Source organism: Streptomyces sp. SID12501 (assembly GCF_010550245.1).
Classification (GTDB): Bacteria; Actinomycetota; Actinomycetes; order Streptomycetales; family Streptomycetaceae; genus Streptomyces.
Genome location: NZ_JAAGLU010000033.1, coordinates 60,378 through 74,409, shown reverse-complemented (window position 1 = coordinate 74,409; position 14,032 = coordinate 60,378). Strand labels below are relative to the sequence as shown.

14 protein-coding genes are annotated in these 14,032 nt (G+C 66.9%); 2 read left to right on the top strand and 12 right to left on the bottom strand.

Going from position 1 to position 14,032, the window contains the following annotated elements:
- Positions 1-49 precede the first annotated feature (49 nt).
- The 4 genes from G3I71_RS33405 to G3I71_RS33390 form a co-directional block, all read right to left on the bottom strand.
- A complete protein-coding gene (locus G3I71_RS33405) occupies positions 50-421 on the bottom strand; it encodes an FKBP-type peptidyl-prolyl cis-trans isomerase (protein ID WP_164320554.1) in 372 nt (123 codons plus the stop codon).
- A 97-nt stretch (positions 422-518) separates the two neighbouring features.
- Entirely contained in the window at positions 519-1,523 is a 1,005-nt protein-coding gene (locus G3I71_RS33400; RefSeq protein ID WP_164320552.1) for an FKBP-type peptidyl-prolyl cis-trans isomerase, read from the bottom strand.
- A 146-nt stretch (positions 1,524-1,669) separates the two neighbouring features.
- The gene (pafA, locus tag G3I71_RS33395; RefSeq protein ID WP_164320550.1) at positions 1,670-3,031 is read right to left on the bottom strand and encodes a Pup--protein ligase; all 1,362 of its coding nucleotides are present in this window, start codon (positions 3,029-3,031) and stop codon (positions 1,670-1,672) included.
- Positions 3,032-3,040: 9 nt separating this feature from the next.
- Entirely contained in the window at positions 3,041-4,300 is a 1,260-nt protein-coding gene (locus G3I71_RS33390) for an MFS transporter (protein ID WP_164320548.1), read from the bottom strand.
- Positions 4,301-4,415: 115 nt separating this feature from the next.
- On the opposite strand from G3I71_RS33390, the gene G3I71_RS33385 reads away from it, so the two are divergent.
- Positions 4,416-5,435 carry a LacI family DNA-binding transcriptional regulator gene (locus G3I71_RS33385; protein WP_164320546.1) on the top strand — a complete coding sequence of 340 codons (1,020 nt, stop codon included), beginning with the start codon at positions 4,416-4,418 and terminating at the stop codon, positions 5,433-5,435.
- A 104-nt stretch (positions 5,436-5,539) separates the two neighbouring features.
- Here the strand turns inward: G3I71_RS33385 and prcA are convergent, their stop codons facing one another.
- From prcA to arc, 6 genes are all read right to left on the bottom strand, one after another.
- Complete coding sequence (prcA, locus tag G3I71_RS33380) at positions 5,540-6,283, bottom strand: proteasome subunit alpha (RefSeq protein WP_164320543.1); 744 nt, start codon at positions 6,281-6,283, stop codon at positions 5,540-5,542.
- Positions 6,284-6,361: 78 nt separating this feature from the next.
- Complete coding sequence (gene prcB, locus G3I71_RS33375; RefSeq protein ID WP_164320541.1) at positions 6,362-7,207, bottom strand: proteasome subunit beta; 846 nt, start codon at positions 7,205-7,207, stop codon at positions 6,362-6,364.
- On the bottom strand, positions 7,159-7,749 hold the full coding sequence (locus G3I71_RS33370; protein WP_164320539.1) for an endonuclease VII domain-containing protein: 591 nt from the start codon (positions 7,747-7,749) through the stop codon (positions 7,159-7,161). Before G3I71_RS33370 ends, prcB begins: the two co-directional genes overlap by 49 nt.
- A gap of 17 nt (positions 7,750-7,766) precedes the next feature.
- Positions 7,767-7,982, bottom strand: a complete 216-nt coding sequence (locus G3I71_RS33365; RefSeq protein ID WP_006379817.1) for a ubiquitin-like protein Pup — start codon at positions 7,980-7,982, stop codon at positions 7,767-7,769.
- A 155-nt stretch (positions 7,983-8,137) separates the two neighbouring features.
- Entirely contained in the window at positions 8,138-9,649 is a 1,512-nt protein-coding gene (dop, locus tag G3I71_RS33360; RefSeq protein WP_343243142.1) for a depupylase/deamidase Dop, read from the bottom strand.
- A 234-nt stretch (positions 9,650-9,883) separates the two neighbouring features.
- Positions 9,884-11,650, bottom strand: coding sequence for a proteasome ATPase (gene arc, locus G3I71_RS33355; RefSeq protein WP_164320537.1), 1,767 nt, complete (start codon positions 11,648-11,650; stop codon positions 9,884-9,886).
- A gap of 253 nt (positions 11,651-11,903) precedes the next feature.
- Between arc and G3I71_RS33345 the strand changes: the two genes are divergently transcribed.
- Complete coding sequence (locus G3I71_RS33345; protein WP_164320535.1) at positions 11,904-12,209, top strand: ferredoxin; 306 nt, start codon at positions 11,904-11,906, stop codon at positions 12,207-12,209.
- Between the two features lie 119 nt (positions 12,210-12,328).
- Here G3I71_RS33345 and G3I71_RS33340 read toward each other — a convergent pair whose 3' ends face one another.
- Entirely contained in the window at positions 12,329-12,904 is a 576-nt protein-coding gene (locus tag G3I71_RS33340) for a hypothetical protein (protein ID WP_164320533.1), read from the bottom strand.
- A gap of 195 nt (positions 12,905-13,099) precedes the next feature.
- A complete protein-coding gene (locus tag G3I71_RS33335; RefSeq protein ID WP_164320531.1) occupies positions 13,100-14,002 on the bottom strand; it encodes a tRNA (adenine-N1)-methyltransferase in 903 nt (300 codons plus the stop codon).
- Positions 14,003-14,032 lie beyond the last annotated feature (30 nt).

The window sequence follows — 14,032 nt, the reverse complement described above, 5'->3', positions numbered from 1 at the left end:
ACCCGATCCCGATCACATTCGACTGTCGTACGACGATCGGACCGGACCGTCAGACCGCGACCAGGTCCACCACGAAGATCAGCGTCTCGCCCGGCTTGATCGCCGGCGTGGGGCTCTGGTTGCCGTAGGCGAGGTGGGCCGGGATGATCAGCTCACGCCGGCCGCCGACCTTCATGCCCTGGACACCCTGGTCCCAGCCCTTGATGACCCGGCCCCCGCCCAGCGGGAACTTGAACGGGGTGCCCCGGTTCCAGCTGGCGTCGAACTCCTCGCCCGTGCTGAAGGAAACTCCCACGTAGTGGACGGTGACGTTCTGACCCGCCACCGCTTCGGCGCCGTCGCCCTCCCAGATGTCCTTGATCTGGAGGTCCGCCGGGGGCTCGCCGCCCGGGAAGTCGATCTCGGGCTTCTCGATGCTCACGTCTCTGGCTCCTGCTGGTGAATGAACAAAGGCAACACGCACAGTCTTTCATCCCCGGCGCGGTGACGCCCGCGCCAGGCCGACCTCCGCGAAGCGGTCACATCTTCGCGAGGATGTCCACGGAGAACACCAGCACCGAGTCCTTCTCGATACCGCTGCCCTGCGGCGGGTTGTCCCCGTAACCCAGGGCCGGCGGAATGGAGATCATCACGCGGCTGCCGACCTTCTTGCCGGCCAGCCCCTGCGCCCAGCCCTTGACGACCTGCGACAGCCCGAACGAGACCAGCTGCCCGTTCTTGTACGACGAGTCGAACTCCTTGCCCGTGTCCCACAGCACGCCCTTGTACTGCACGAGGACCGACTCGGTCTCCTTGACCACTTCGCCCTCGCCCTCGATCACGTAGTTCGCCACCAGCTTCGTGGGCGCGGCGGACTTCGGGACCTCGATCGAGGGGGCCGCGCCGTCCGTGTTCGTACCGACCTTCGGCAGAGCGGCGTCGTCCTGGGCGACGACCTTGCCCTTCGCCGAGCTCTTCGCGTTGAACGTGTCCTTGACGTCCACGACGAACACCAGCGTGTCGGTGCCCTTGATACCCGCCTGCGAGTTGCCCTGCGAGCCGTAACCCCAGGTCGGCGGAATGGCCATCTCGACACGGCTGCCGGCCTTCCGGCCCGTCAGCGCATACCGCCAGCCGTCGATGATGCCGCCCTGCGCGAGCTGGATGACGAGCGCGGTCCCCCGGTCGTACGAGTTGTCGAAGACCTTCCCCGAATCCCAGACCTGGCCCAGGTAGTTCGCCACCAGGTAGTCGTTCTCCACGACCGTCTTGCCGTTGCCCGCGATGAGTGTCTTCACCGCGAGATCCTTCGACGGCGTGCCGCTGCCCTTGGCCACGGTCGGCTTCTCGTCGAACTTCGCCCCCGCGGTGATCGCCGGCAGCGGACCGTCGACGATCTTCGGCGCCGGCGCGCCGGACGAACCCGACGCCGAAGGTGACGGACTGCTGTCACTGGCCTTGCTCTTGTCGGACTCGTCGTCGCCGCATCCGGCGAGCGTGACAAGTCCGGCAGGTACGGCAAGGAGAACTGAGCGTCGGCGCACGGTGAAAGCCTCGTATCGGTGTCGATCTTGGGTTGCTGGCGTGCGCGCAACTCTACGACGTGAGAAGGGCGCCGTACGGAAAAACGTACGGCGCCCGCGTTGCGTTCCGGAAACACGTCCGGCCGCAAATCTCACATACCGGTGACTCACATACCGGCGATCAGCTTCTCCACCCGCTCGTCGACACTGCGGAAGGGGTCCTTGCACAACACCGTGCGCTGCGCCTGGTCGTTGAGCTTCAGATGCACCCAGTCGACCGTGAAATCACGGCGCTGTTCCTGAGCCCGCCTGATGAAGTCACCGCGCAACCGCGCGCGAGTGGTCTGCGGCGGAACCGACTTGCCCTCGAAGATCTTCAAGTCGTTGCAGATCCGGGCGGCCAGGTTCTTCCTCTCCAGCAGGTAGTAAAGACCCCGCCTGCGGTGAATGTCGTGATAGGCGAGGTCTATCTGAGCGACGCGCGGATGCGACATCGTCATGTTGTGCTTGGCCCGGTACCGCTCGATGAGCTGGTACTTCATCACCCAGTCGATCTCGGTGCCGATCCGGTCCAGGTCCTCGGCCTCGATGGAGTCGAGCACCCGACCCCACAGCTCCAGCACCTGCGCGACCGTGCCCGTGCGGATACCTCGCCGGTCGACGAAGTCCACGGCCTTCTCGTAGTACTCGCGCTGTACATCCAGCGCCGAGGCCTCCCGGCCGCTGGCCAGCCGCACCTTGCGGCGGCCCGTGATGTCGTGGCTGACCTCGCGGATCGCCCGGATCGGGTTCTCCAGGGTCAGGTCCCGCATCACCGTGCCCGCCTCGATCATGCGCAGGACGAGGTCGGTGGCACCGACCTTCAGAAGCATCGTCGTCTCGGACATGTTCGAGTCGCCGACGATGACATGCAGCCGGCGATAGCGCTCGGCGTCCGCGTGCGGTTCGTCACGCGTGTTGATGATCGGCCGGGACCGGGTCGTCGCCGAGGAGACGCCCTCCCAGATGTGTTCCGCCCGCTGACTCACGCAGTACACGGCACCGCGCGGCGTCTGCAGCACCTTGCCCGCACCGCACAGAAGCTGGCGGGTGACGAGGAACGGAATGAGGATGTCCGCGAGCCGGGAGAACTCCCCGTGCCGGGCCACCAGATAGTTCTCGTGGCAACCGTAAGAGTTGCCCGCCGAGTCCGTGTTGTTCTTGAAGAGGTAGACGTCGCCCGCGATTCCTTCCTCGTGCAGGCGTCGTTCGGCGTCCACCAGGAGTCCTTCGAGAATGCGCTCGCCGGCCTTGTCGTGAGTGACGAGTTCCGTCAAGTCGTCACATTCCGGTGTCGCGTATTCCGGATGTGATCCCACGTCAAGATAGAGGCGTGCGCCGTTTCGCAGAAAGACATTGCTGCTACGGCCCCATGACACGACACGGCGGAAGAGGTACCGAGCCACCTCGTCGGGAGACAGACGCCGCTGTCCCCTGAACGTACACGTGACGCCGTACTCGTTCTCCAGCCCGAAAATGCGGCGGTCCATGACTGAACATTACGCCCGATCCCCCGAGCTGAAACGGGATCCGGCAGCACGGTTTGGATCATTTTCCGATGAGACCGCAACCACCGCACCCCCGACGGGAGCCGCCAGCACCCGCCCGGTGACCAGCAGAACCAGCAACGACACGGCCCCGGCACCCCCCGGCACGACGAACCCCCACAGCGTTCCGCCCCACTCCACGACCGGCCCTGTGAGCCCCGTACCCAGCGACGCGCCAACGGTGAACGTCGTCACAAGCCAGGAGAAAGCCTCGGTGACCGTCCCCCGCGGAGCATGCCGGTCCACCAGCACGAACACACACGCGAGAGCCGGTGCCAGGAACACCCCCGCGAGCACCATCAGCAACGTCATCGCGACCGCACCCGGCATCAGTGTCAACGGCAGATAACACACCGCCAGAAACCCCACCAGCACCGTCAACCGCCGCTCCGCCGGCCCACTCCACTGCCGCGCCCCGTACACAGCCCCGCCCAGCAGCGCGCCCAGCCCGACGGCCGCCATCAGCCAGCCGTACACCGTGTCACCGCCGTGGTCGTCCGCGTACGAGATCGACGCGACCGCGATGGACCCCAGCGCGATCCCCACGAACAGGAACGCCCCCAGCATCACCAACAGCCCCGGCGACCGCAGCGCGCCCAGCCAGTGCGCCTCGCGCGGCGCCGAACGCCACTCCCGCGAAGGCGGCGACAGCACCACGGAGAGCGCCCCCAGGACCCCGATCACGTTCAGCACGAGCAACGCCACCTGCGCCGACCACAGCGACGCGCACAACGTCACCAGCAACGGCCCCACGGTGAACAGGATTTCCTGCGCCACCGCGTCCATCGCGTACGCCGTGTGCACCTGGCCCTCCTTACCGAGGACGGAGGGCCACAGCGCGCGCAGACCGCCCTCCAGGGGAGGCGTGAACAGCCCGGCGACCGCCACGGCGGCATAGGCGAGCGGCAGCGGACCGGTGCCCGCGAACGCGAACACCGCCATGCCGAACGCCGACACGAGCGCGGCCGGCAACTGGACCCGCGGCTGCCCGTACAGGTCGACCAGCCGCCCCAGGAGTGGCTGCCCCACGGCATTGGCCACCCCGTACGCCGCGGCGAGCCCACCGGCGAGGCTGTACGTGCCGCCCTCGGCCCGGACGAACAGCACGATCGCGATCGCCGCCGTGGCGTTCGGCAACCGGCCCACCAGGGTGCCCGCCAACAGCCGCACCGCATGCCGTGACCTGAGGATCTCCAGGTATCCCGCCGCCATGACCAGCCCTTCCCGTCAATCGCGACGCCGGAAGTGTTACGTATAACGTCGCCCGTCATACGTACCATGTGGCCAGTCCACACGTCCACACGTCCACATGAAGGAGCGGCCCCCGGTGGCACGAGGCAGCACCCGACCCACCAGCCGTGACGTCGCCAGGGCCGCGGGCGTCTCCCAGGCCGCCGTCTCCCTCGTCCTCGGCGACAAGTGGCGCGGGCGCGTCTCCGAGACCACCGCCGAACGCGTACGCACCGCCGCCCGCGAACTGGGCTACCGCCCCAACCTCGCCGCCCGCAACCTACGCCTCGGTCACACCCGCACCGTCCTCCTCGTCGTCCCCGCCCTCACCACCGAGTTCTTCGCAGGCGTCTACACCGGAGCCGCCCGCATCGCAGCCGAACACGGCTTCGGCGTCGTCCTCTACCCCTCCCCCGAAGGCATCGGCCCCGCCCGCGACCCCTTCCACTCCGCCCGGGCAGCCCTCGACGGCGTCATCGCCTCCTCCATGGCCGCCGACGCCCTCACCGCCATCCGCGGCGACCAGCTCCCCCTCGTCATGCTCGACAGCGACCCCCACGGCAGCCTCGGCGCCGCCACCGTCAACCTCGACATCGCCGACGGCGTACGCCAGGTCGCCGACCACCTCCTAGCCCTCGGCCACCGCCGTTTCCTGCACCTCGCCGCCGACATCCCCTCCTGGACCTTCGCCGTACGCGCCCACGAACTCGCCACACGGCTCGCCGGCGTCCCCGACACCGACCTGCGCACCATCCAGGCCCCCATCTCCTTCGAGGGCGCCCAACAGTCCGTCACAGCCGCCCTCACCGGCCCCGGCCCCCACCCCACAGCCCTCGTCTGCGACGACGACAAACTCGCCACCGGCGCCTACAAGGCCGCCCGCCGCCTCGGCCTGCGCATCCCCGACGACCTCTCCGTCACCGGCCTCGACGACCTCGCCCTCGCCACTGCCATCGACCCCGAACTCACCACGGTCCGCCTCGACGCAGAACTCTTCGGCGAACGCGGCATGCAGGCCCTCCTCGCCGTACTCGACGGCCGCACCCCCACCCAGGGCGACATCCCCGTCCAACTCGTCGTACGAGACTCCACAGCGCCCCCGCCCGGCCGCCTCTGACACCCGCACCAACGCCCGCACCCCGGCCGCCACAGGCAACCGGGGTGCGAATCAAGACAACAAACAGGCGGAACACAACCACCGCTACACGGACACGGTCGCTGCTACTTCTCGTCCTCTTCGGCGCTCTCCGCCTCCGTGGTCGCCCCACCGGCCTCCAGCAACCGGCCGAGCTGACGACCGACGATCCGCTTGAACTTCCGCTTCTGCGGACGCGTACGGTCCAGCACCGCAACCTCCAGCCGCTCCGCCGGAATCTCCCGCTCGGTGCCGTTCGTATCGCGCGACAGAGCCTGAACCGCCAACTTCAGCGCCTCGGCCAAGGACATCCCGTCCTGATGACGCTGATCCAGATAAGTGCTGATCTGCTCGGCGTTACCACCGACCGCCACCGAACCGTGCTCATCGACGATCGAACCGTCATGAGGAAGCCGGTAGATCTGATCACCGTCAGTGGTCTCACCGACCTCCGCGACGACCAACTCCACCTCGTACGGCTTCTCCGCCGCCGAAGAGAAAATCGTGCCCAACGTCTGCGCGTACACGTTCGCCAGACCACGAGCCGTCACATCGGCGCGGTCGTACGTGTACCCGCGCATATCGGCGTACCGCACACCACCGATCCGCAGGTTCTCGTACTCGTTGTACTTACCGGCAGCCGCGAAGCCGATCCGGTCATAGATCTCGCTGAACTTGTGCAGCGCACGGGACGGGTTCTCGCCGACGAACACGATGCCATCGGCATACTGCAGCACAACCAGGCTGCGACCACGGGCAATGCCCTTGCGGGCATACTCCGCCCGGTCGGCCATCGCCTGCTGGGGTGAGACATAGAACGGCGTCGACACCGATTAACCGTCCCTTTCTGTCGAAGTCACTGGACTACCTGAACAAGTAGAGGCACTACAGCTTCCGCGAACTCACCCTCACAGCAGCGCGGCACGCGGGCCGTCCGGCTGCTCCAGACGCCGCTCCAGAATCGAACGGGCGACCTCGGCCGACTCCTCGTCCGTCAGCCTGCGGAAACCGTCCTCGGTGATCACGGTGACAATCGGGTAGATCCGGCGCGCGACATCGGGACCACCGGTCGCCGAATCGTCGTCCGCAGCGTCGTACAACGCCTGAACGACCAGCGTCGTCGCGTCCGCCTCGCTCAGATCACGGCTGTACAGCTTCTTCATCGCACTGCGCGCGAAGACCGACCCCGACCCCGTCGCGGCATAGTCGTGCTCCTCGGAACGCCCACCCGTCACGTCGTACGAGAAGATGCGCCCCTTTTCCCGGTCCAGATCGAACCCGGCGAACAGCGGCACCACGGCAAGGCCCTGCATGGCCATCCCGAGGTTCGAACGAATCATGGTGGACAGCCGGTTCGCCTTGCCCTCGAACGAGAGCTGCGCACCCTCCACCTTCTCGAAGTGCTCCAGCTCCAGCTGGAACAGCTTGACCATCTCGACGGCCAGACCGGCGGTGCCGGCGATCCCGACAGCCGAGTACTCGTCCGCCGGGAACACCTTCTCGATGTCCCGCTGCGCGATGACGTTCCCCATGGTCGCCCGCCGGTCACCGGCGAGCACGACACCACCCGGGAAGGTGGCGGCCACGATGGTCGTCCCGTGCGGCGCCTGGATCGCACCATGGGCAGAGGGCAACTTGCGGTTGCCGGGGACGAGATCGGGCTGGTAATCGGAGAGAAAGTCGACGAAGGACGACGACCCGGGCGTCAGGAAGGCAGCCGGTAGACGCCCGGTGCTACGAGTGTTGGCTTCCACGCGTTTCCTTCCAGGTAATCGGCCGCTCGGTACGCAGCTGCGGGGTCATCCCTCAACAGGCCGAGGCCGGAATTACAGTTGAAGCACAGTACGCCTCGGACCCTACCCGTCTTGTGACAGTGATCCACCTGCGTCGCAGGAGCAGATAGGCAGATACAACAGACCCCGCCCTGGGCGGCGATCAGCTCGTCTCGGTCTGTCTCGGTCAGGCCGTACCTGCGCCACAGATGCCGCGCAGGCGCCACGGCCGCTCTGCAAGCCTTGCAGCGGCTGGCAAACCCATCACCCTGCCGATGCCAGGCGTTGTGCGGCTTGACCTCGCCGCACCCCCGGCAACGCTTGTGCCCGGCGGGCACATTGCCTTTAGGGCCGAGCACCTGGGGCTCCGGTGCGCGACAGTGATAACGGGTCGCACAGTCACGGCAATGCCGCTGCAAGCCGTCAAGGTTTGACCGCTTGCGGGTGAAGGCTGCGCGCGCCTTGTACTCACCACACCGCACGCAGCGCTTCACACCGCCATCGCCTGACACGAGCACCCCCATCACCTTCGATTCGAAGGCTACTCGCCGCCTTTCTGAACGAAACTACGGACGAAGTCCTCTGCGTTCTCCTCGAGGACGTCATCAATTTCGTCCAGGACGGAGTCCACGTCGTCGCTCAGCTTTTCCTGGCGCTCCTTGAGGTCTTCGGATACCTGTGCCTCAGGTGCCTCCTCGACCTCCTCGGTGCTGCGCGTCGCCTTCTGCTGTCCGCCGCCGGTGTCCTTGGTCGCCATAACCCTCACCCCGCTCGGTTCGACGTTCTTGATCAGACCCTACAAGCAGGGTCCGACATTGGCCCCGCTGTTGCTACAACGTCCGGGAACCACCTCGATGATTCCCGGACGCCACACTTTCCACCCTGCCCGGCCGCACCGGCCCAAAGGCCCGCTCAGTGGCCCGACAGGACCCTGACCAGGTCTTCTGCCGTGCGGCAGCGGTCCAGGAGCTCTTTCACGTGATTACGCGTTCCGCGAAGCGGCTCCAGGGTTGGGACCCGTTGGAGCGAGTCCCGGCCCGGCAGGTCGAAGATCACGGAGTCCCAGGAGGCCGCCGCGACGTCGTCCGCGTACTGCTCCAGGCAGCGTCCGCGGAAGTACGCGCGTGTGTCCTCCGGGGGCTTCGTGCGGGCCCGCTCGACCTCGTTCTCGTCCAGCAGGCGCTTGATGCGCCCACGGGCCACGAGGCGGTTGTAGAGGCCTTTCTCGGCCCGTACGTCGGCGTACTGGAGGTCGACCAGGTGCAGCCGGGCGGCGTCCCAGTCGAGGTCGTCCCGGCGCCGGTAGCCCTCCATGAGTTCCAGCTTGGCGACCCAGTCGAGCTCGCCGGCGAGGCTCATGGGGTCGTTCTCCAGGCGGTTCAGGGTGTCTTCCCAACGGACCAGGACGTCCTTCGTCTGATCGTCGGCGTCGGCCCCGTACCGCTCCTCCACGTACTTGCGCGCGAGTTCGAAGTACTCCATCTGGAGCTGTACGGCGGTCAGTGTGCGTCCGCTGCGGAGCTTGACCAGGCGCTTGAGTGTCGGGTCGTGGGAGACCTGGTGGAGCGTGCGTACGGGCTGGTCGACCGCCAGGTCGACCGCGATGAAGCCGTCCTCGATCATGGAGAGGACCAGGGCCGTGGTGCCCAGCTTCAGATAGGTCGAGATCTCGGAGAGGTTCGCGTCGCCGATGATCACGTGGAGGCGGCGGTACTTCTCCGCGTCCGCATGGGGCTCGTCCCGGGTGTTGATGATCGGGCGCTTGAGGGTGGTCTCCAGGCCGACCTCGACCTCGAAGTAGTCGGCGCGCTGGCTCAGCTGGAAGCCGTGTTCGTGACCGTCCTGGCCGATACCGACGCGGCCGGCGCCGGTGACGACCTGGCGGGATACGAAGAACGGCGTGAGGTGGCGCACGATGTCCGAGAAGGGGGTCTCCCGCTTCATCAGGTAGTTCTCGTGCGTGCCGTACGAGGCGCCCTTGTTGTCGGTGTTGTTCTTGTAGAGGTGGATCGGCTGTGCGCCGGGGAGCTGGGCGGCGCGCTCGGCCGCTTCGGCCATGATGCGTTCGCCGGCCTTGTCCCACAGGACGGCATCACGTGGGTTGGTGACTTCGGGGGCGCTGTATTCGGGGTGTGCGTGGTCGACGTACAGCCGCGCGCCGTTGGTGAGGATGACGTTGGCCAGGCCGATGTCCTCGTCGGTGAGCTGGCTGGAGTCGGCGACCTCGCGGCCGAGGTCGAAGCCCCGCGCGTCGCGCAGCGGGTTCTCCTCCTCGAAGTCCCAGCGGGCCCTGCGGGCCCGGTGCATCGCCGCCGCGTAGGCGTTGACGATCTGGGACGAGGTGAGCATGGCATTGGCGTTGGGGTGGCCGGGGACCGAGATCCCGTACTCCGTCTCGATGCCCATTACTCGCCGTACGGTCATGCGGCCCTCCTTGCCCGGCGGTGTCCTCGGTCGGGGACGCCGCTCAAGTACCGGTGGTGCTCCGGTGCGTGTGCGGTGCCCGTCCCCGCACTGCGCGACCCGGCGGTACGGAAGAGCCTAGAACGCCTTTGCGCTGGTGGGGAGATCATTTGCGTCATTGCCTCGCTCCGGCTGTGGCCTGAAAAACAGTTGGCTGCGGGTACCCGGTGAGGGCACCCGCAGCCACCCCGCTTTTTACAGGTACTGACCGGTGTTGGCCACCGTGTCGATGGAGCGTCCGGTGTCCGCGCCCTGCTTCGAGGTGATGAGCGTACGGATGTAGACGATCCGTTCGCCCTTCTTTCCGGAGATCCGGGCCCAGTCGTCGGGGTTGGTGGTGTTGGGGAGGTCCTCGTTCTCCTTGAACTCGTCCACGCAGGCCTGGAGGAGGTGGGAGACGCGGATGCCCTTCTGCTTCTTGTCGAGGAAGTCCTTGATGGCCATCTTCTTCGCGCGGCCGACGATGTTCTCGATCATGGCGCCGGAGTTGAAGTCCTTGAAGTAGAGGACTTCCTTGTCACCGTTGGCGTAGGTGACTTCCAAGAAGCGGTTCTCGTCGGATTCCGTGTACATGTGTTCCACGGCCGTCTGGATCATGCTCTGGACGGTGACGGACCTGTCGCCGCCGTGCTCACCGAGGTCGTCGGGGTGCAGCGGGAGGCGCGTGGTGAGGTATTTCTGGAAGATGTCCTTGGCGGATTCGGCGTCCGGACGTTCGATCTTGATCTTCACGTCGAGGCGTCCGGGGCGCAGGATGGCGGGGTCGATCATGTCCTCGCGGTTGGAGGCGCCGATCACGACCACGTTCTGCAGGCCTTCCACGCCGTCGATCTCGGCGAGGAGCTGGGGGACGATGGTGTTCTCCACGTCCGAGCTGACGCCGGATCCGCGGGTGCGGAAGAGGGATTCCATCTCGTCGAAGAAGACGATGACGGGGGTGCCCTCGCTGGCCTTCTCCCTTGCACGCTGGAAGATGAGGCGGATCTGCCGCTCGGTCTCGCCGACGTACTTGTTGAGGAGTTCGGGGCCCTTGATGTTGAGGAAGAAGCTCTTGCCGGTGGCCTGTCCGGTGACCTCGGCGACCTTTTTGGCCAGCGAGTTGGCGACGGCCTTGGCGATGAGTGTCTTTCCGCATCCGGGGGGCCCGTAGAGCAGGACGCCCTTGGGCGGCCTGAGTTCGTGCTCCTTGAAGAGTTCGGGGTGGAGGTACGGGAGTTCGACCGCGTCGCGGATCATCTCGATCTGGTTGCCCAGGCCGCCGATCTGCTCGTAGCCGATGTCGGGTACTTCTTCGAGGACTAGTTCCTCGACCTCGCTCTTCGGTACGACTTCGTAGACGTAGCCGGAGCGGGGTTCGAGCAGGAGGGCGTCGCCGGGGCGGATGACGATGTCCAGGAGGGGCTCGGCGAGCCTTACCACCCGTTCCTCGTCGGTGTGCCCCTGTACCAGTGCGCGCTCGCCGTCCTCGAGGATCTCCTTGAGGGTGACGATGTCACCGACGCTCTCGTACTCCATGGCCTCGACCACGTTGAGAGCTTCGTTGAGCATCACTTCCTGGCCACGTCGGAGCTCTTCGAGCTCGACGCTGGGGCTGACGTTCACGCGGAGTTTGCGGCCTCCGGTGAAGATGTCGGCCGTGCCGTCCTCGTTGGCCACGAGGAAGACACCGAAGCCTGCCGGGGGCTGTGCCAGCCGGTCGACTTCCTCCTTGAGGGCCACGATCTGGTCGCGGGCCTCTCGGAGTGTGTTGGCGAGCCGCTCGTTCTGTGCGGACACGCCGGCCAGGTTGGTCTGCAGTTCGACGATCCGCTCTTCGAGAATCCTCGTGTGTCGCGGAGAGTCGGCGAGCTTACGCCGCAGGACGGCGATCTCCTGCTCAAGGTAGGCAATCTGCCCGGACGGGTCGTCGGACCCTCGTCCCGGGCGGATGCCGCGGTTCATGTCGTCGTCGTGGGCTGCCACGGTCCTCACCTCCTCCAAGGGGAGCTGGACGCTTCCAGACCCTACCTGGGTGGGTGTCGATTGAAACCCCTAGATCACAAAGACTCTAGAGGTGTGTCCGATCTTCACCCTTGCGCTCTCCCTCACGCCAGGGGGATACCCACAGAACATGATTGGGAAGCGGCCGGAGGTAGGGTCGAAGTGTTCAACACCCGTCAGAGCTGGGCCGACTTGCCGTCGGATTGTCTTGCTCGGGACAGAAACGGCAGGAGATGTGACCGTGCAGGAGGAGTCCGTGGCCGACGGTGAGGCGTTGGAGGTCTGGATCGACCAGGACCTGTGCACAGGGGACGGAATCTGTGTCCAGTACGCGCCGGAGGTGTTCGAGCTGGACATCGACGGGCTGGCGTACGTGAAGAGCCCCGGGGACGAGTTGTTGCAGGCCCCGGGGGCGACGACACCGGTACCGCTGCCGCTGCTGACAGATGTGGTGGACTCCGCGAAGGAGTGTCCGGGCGACTGTATTCACGTACGTCGAGTTTCGGACAGGGTCGAGGTTTTCGGCCCGGACGCGGAGTGATGGTCCGACCACTCCGCGCCACCGCCGGCTGATTCACACACTCGCCACTGTCCGGTTTCTCACAGGAGCGCGGTCGTACGTACGTTCCACGATTACCGGTCGATCAATTGTTCCCGTGTTCACACGCTCTGTGCGCCGGCGGGTGTCGAGCGGAGGAACGAGCCGTTCTTCCACTGCCACTTGGCGCGCTCGTCGACGTCGGGGCAGCACCGGGGGACGTCGAGGGACGAGTAGCCGAGGAGGGTGGCTGTCACCGCGCCGTCACTGACGGTCAGGTCCGTGACGGTGAGAAGGTCCTTGGGGTCGACGAGGGTCGCGACGATGCGCGGCTGCCCGGCGTCGGCGGCCCGGGTGAGGACGTACACCCCGTTGGGCGGGGTGCCGGAGCCGGCGTCGCAGCGTACGGAGGCGACCGTTTCGGGTCTGCCGTCGCCGTCGAGGTCTCCGGTGGCCTTGTCCTGTACGAGGATCGGGAGCGGGCCGCACTTCAGGGGGAAGTCGACTCCGGTGGGGTCGGGGGGTGCTGCGGCCGCGGCGGGTCTGCCTGCGGGGCCGGCTGCCTGGGCCGCGGTGGCGGAGCCCGGCTGGAGCGCGGAGGAGAGGGCGACGACGCCGGCGAGGGCGGTGGCCGTGGCGAGCCAGTGGATGGGGCGGGTGTGCGTGTGTGCCAGTTCCGGGACGGCGGATTGCTGCACTCGGAGTGTCTCCCGTGGAGGGCTGTGCCGGTGGGGTGTCCCGCATAGTGCCACACGTCACAGTGCGGGGGAACGGCGGGGTGAGCGGTGTTCGGTGGCAGCACCGGTGCCGTTGTGGCGTCAACGGGAAAGTGTTGTGGCCGGGTTCCCGGTGTGCTGCGGGAACCCGGCCACGGTGTCGGTGCGTTGACGCGGTCAGCGGCCGTTGCCGCCGTCGGCGTTGGGGCCGGTGTAGTCCTCGCCGTAGGAGCCCTTGGAGGGGCGGCGGCGGCGCATGGGCGGCTCGACGCCGTCGGCGAGGCGGCGGGCGGTGAGCAGGAAGCCGGTGTGGCCGATCATGCGATGGTCGGGGCGGACGGCGAGGCCCTCGATGTGCCAGTTGCGGACCATCGACTCCCAGGCGCTCGGCTCGTTGAAGCAGCCGATCTCGCGGATGGACTCGACGGTCCGGGCGAGCTGGGTGGTGGTCGCGACGTAGCAGCAGACGATGCCGCCGGGGACGAGCGCCTTGGAGACGGCCTCCAGGCATTCCCAGGGGGCGAGCATGTCGAGGACGACGCGGTCGACCTCGGTGTCGCTCAGGTTGTCCTGGAGGTCGCCGACGGTGAGCTGCCAGGCGGGGTGGGGGCCGCCGAAGTAGCGCTCGACGTTCTGCTGGGCGATTTCGGCGAAGTCCTCGCGGCGCTCGTAGGAGTGCAGCATGCCCTGGTCGCCGATGGCGCGCAGCAGGAAGCTGCTGAGCGAGCCGGAGCCTACGCCCGCTTCGACGACGCGTGCGCCGGGGAAGATGTCGGCGAAGGCGAGGATCTGCCCCGCGTCCTTGGGGTAGACCACGGCGGCGCCGCGGGGCATGGACAGGACGTAGTCGGGGAGCAGGGGGCGCAGCGCGAGGTAGGCGACGTTTCCGGTGGTGCGGACAACGCTGCCCTCGGGTGCGCCGATCAGCTCGTCGTGCGGGAAAGAACCTTTGTGGGTGTGAAAGTTCTTTCCGGCTTCGAGCGTGAACGTGTAGTGGCGGCCCTTGGGGTCGGTCAGCTGAACCTGGTCCCCGACCTTGAAGGGCCCGCGCCTGCGGGCGGCACCGGTCGGTTCGGACATGTGAAGAGCCTACCGGTGTTGCCGAGGACC

What these genes read in the sequence shown, in the direction of transcription:
- pafA (WP_164320550.1), bottom strand. Translation starts at nt 3,031, where the DNA reads ATGGACCGCCGCATTTTCGGGCTGGAGAACGAGTACGGCGTCACGTGT.
- G3I71_RS33390 (WP_164320548.1), bottom strand. Translation starts at nt 4,300, where the DNA reads ATGGCGGCGGGATACCTGGAGATCCTCAGGTCACGGCATGCGGTGCGG.
- G3I71_RS33370 (WP_164320539.1), bottom strand. Translation starts at nt 7,749, where the DNA reads ATGGGGGTGCTCGTGTCAGGCGATGGCGGTGTGAAGCGCTGCGTGCGG.
- G3I71_RS33365 (WP_006379817.1), bottom strand. Translation starts at nt 7,982, where the DNA reads ATGGCGACCAAGGACACCGGCGGCGGACAGCAGAAGGCGACGCGCAGC.
- dop (WP_343243142.1), bottom strand. Translation starts at nt 9,649, where the DNA reads ATGACCGTACGGCGAGTAATGGGCATCGAGACGGAGTACGGGATCTCG.
- G3I71_RS33335 (WP_164320531.1), bottom strand. Translation starts at nt 14,002, where the DNA reads ATGTCCGAACCGACCGGTGCCGCCCGCAGGCGCGGGCCCTTCAAGGTC.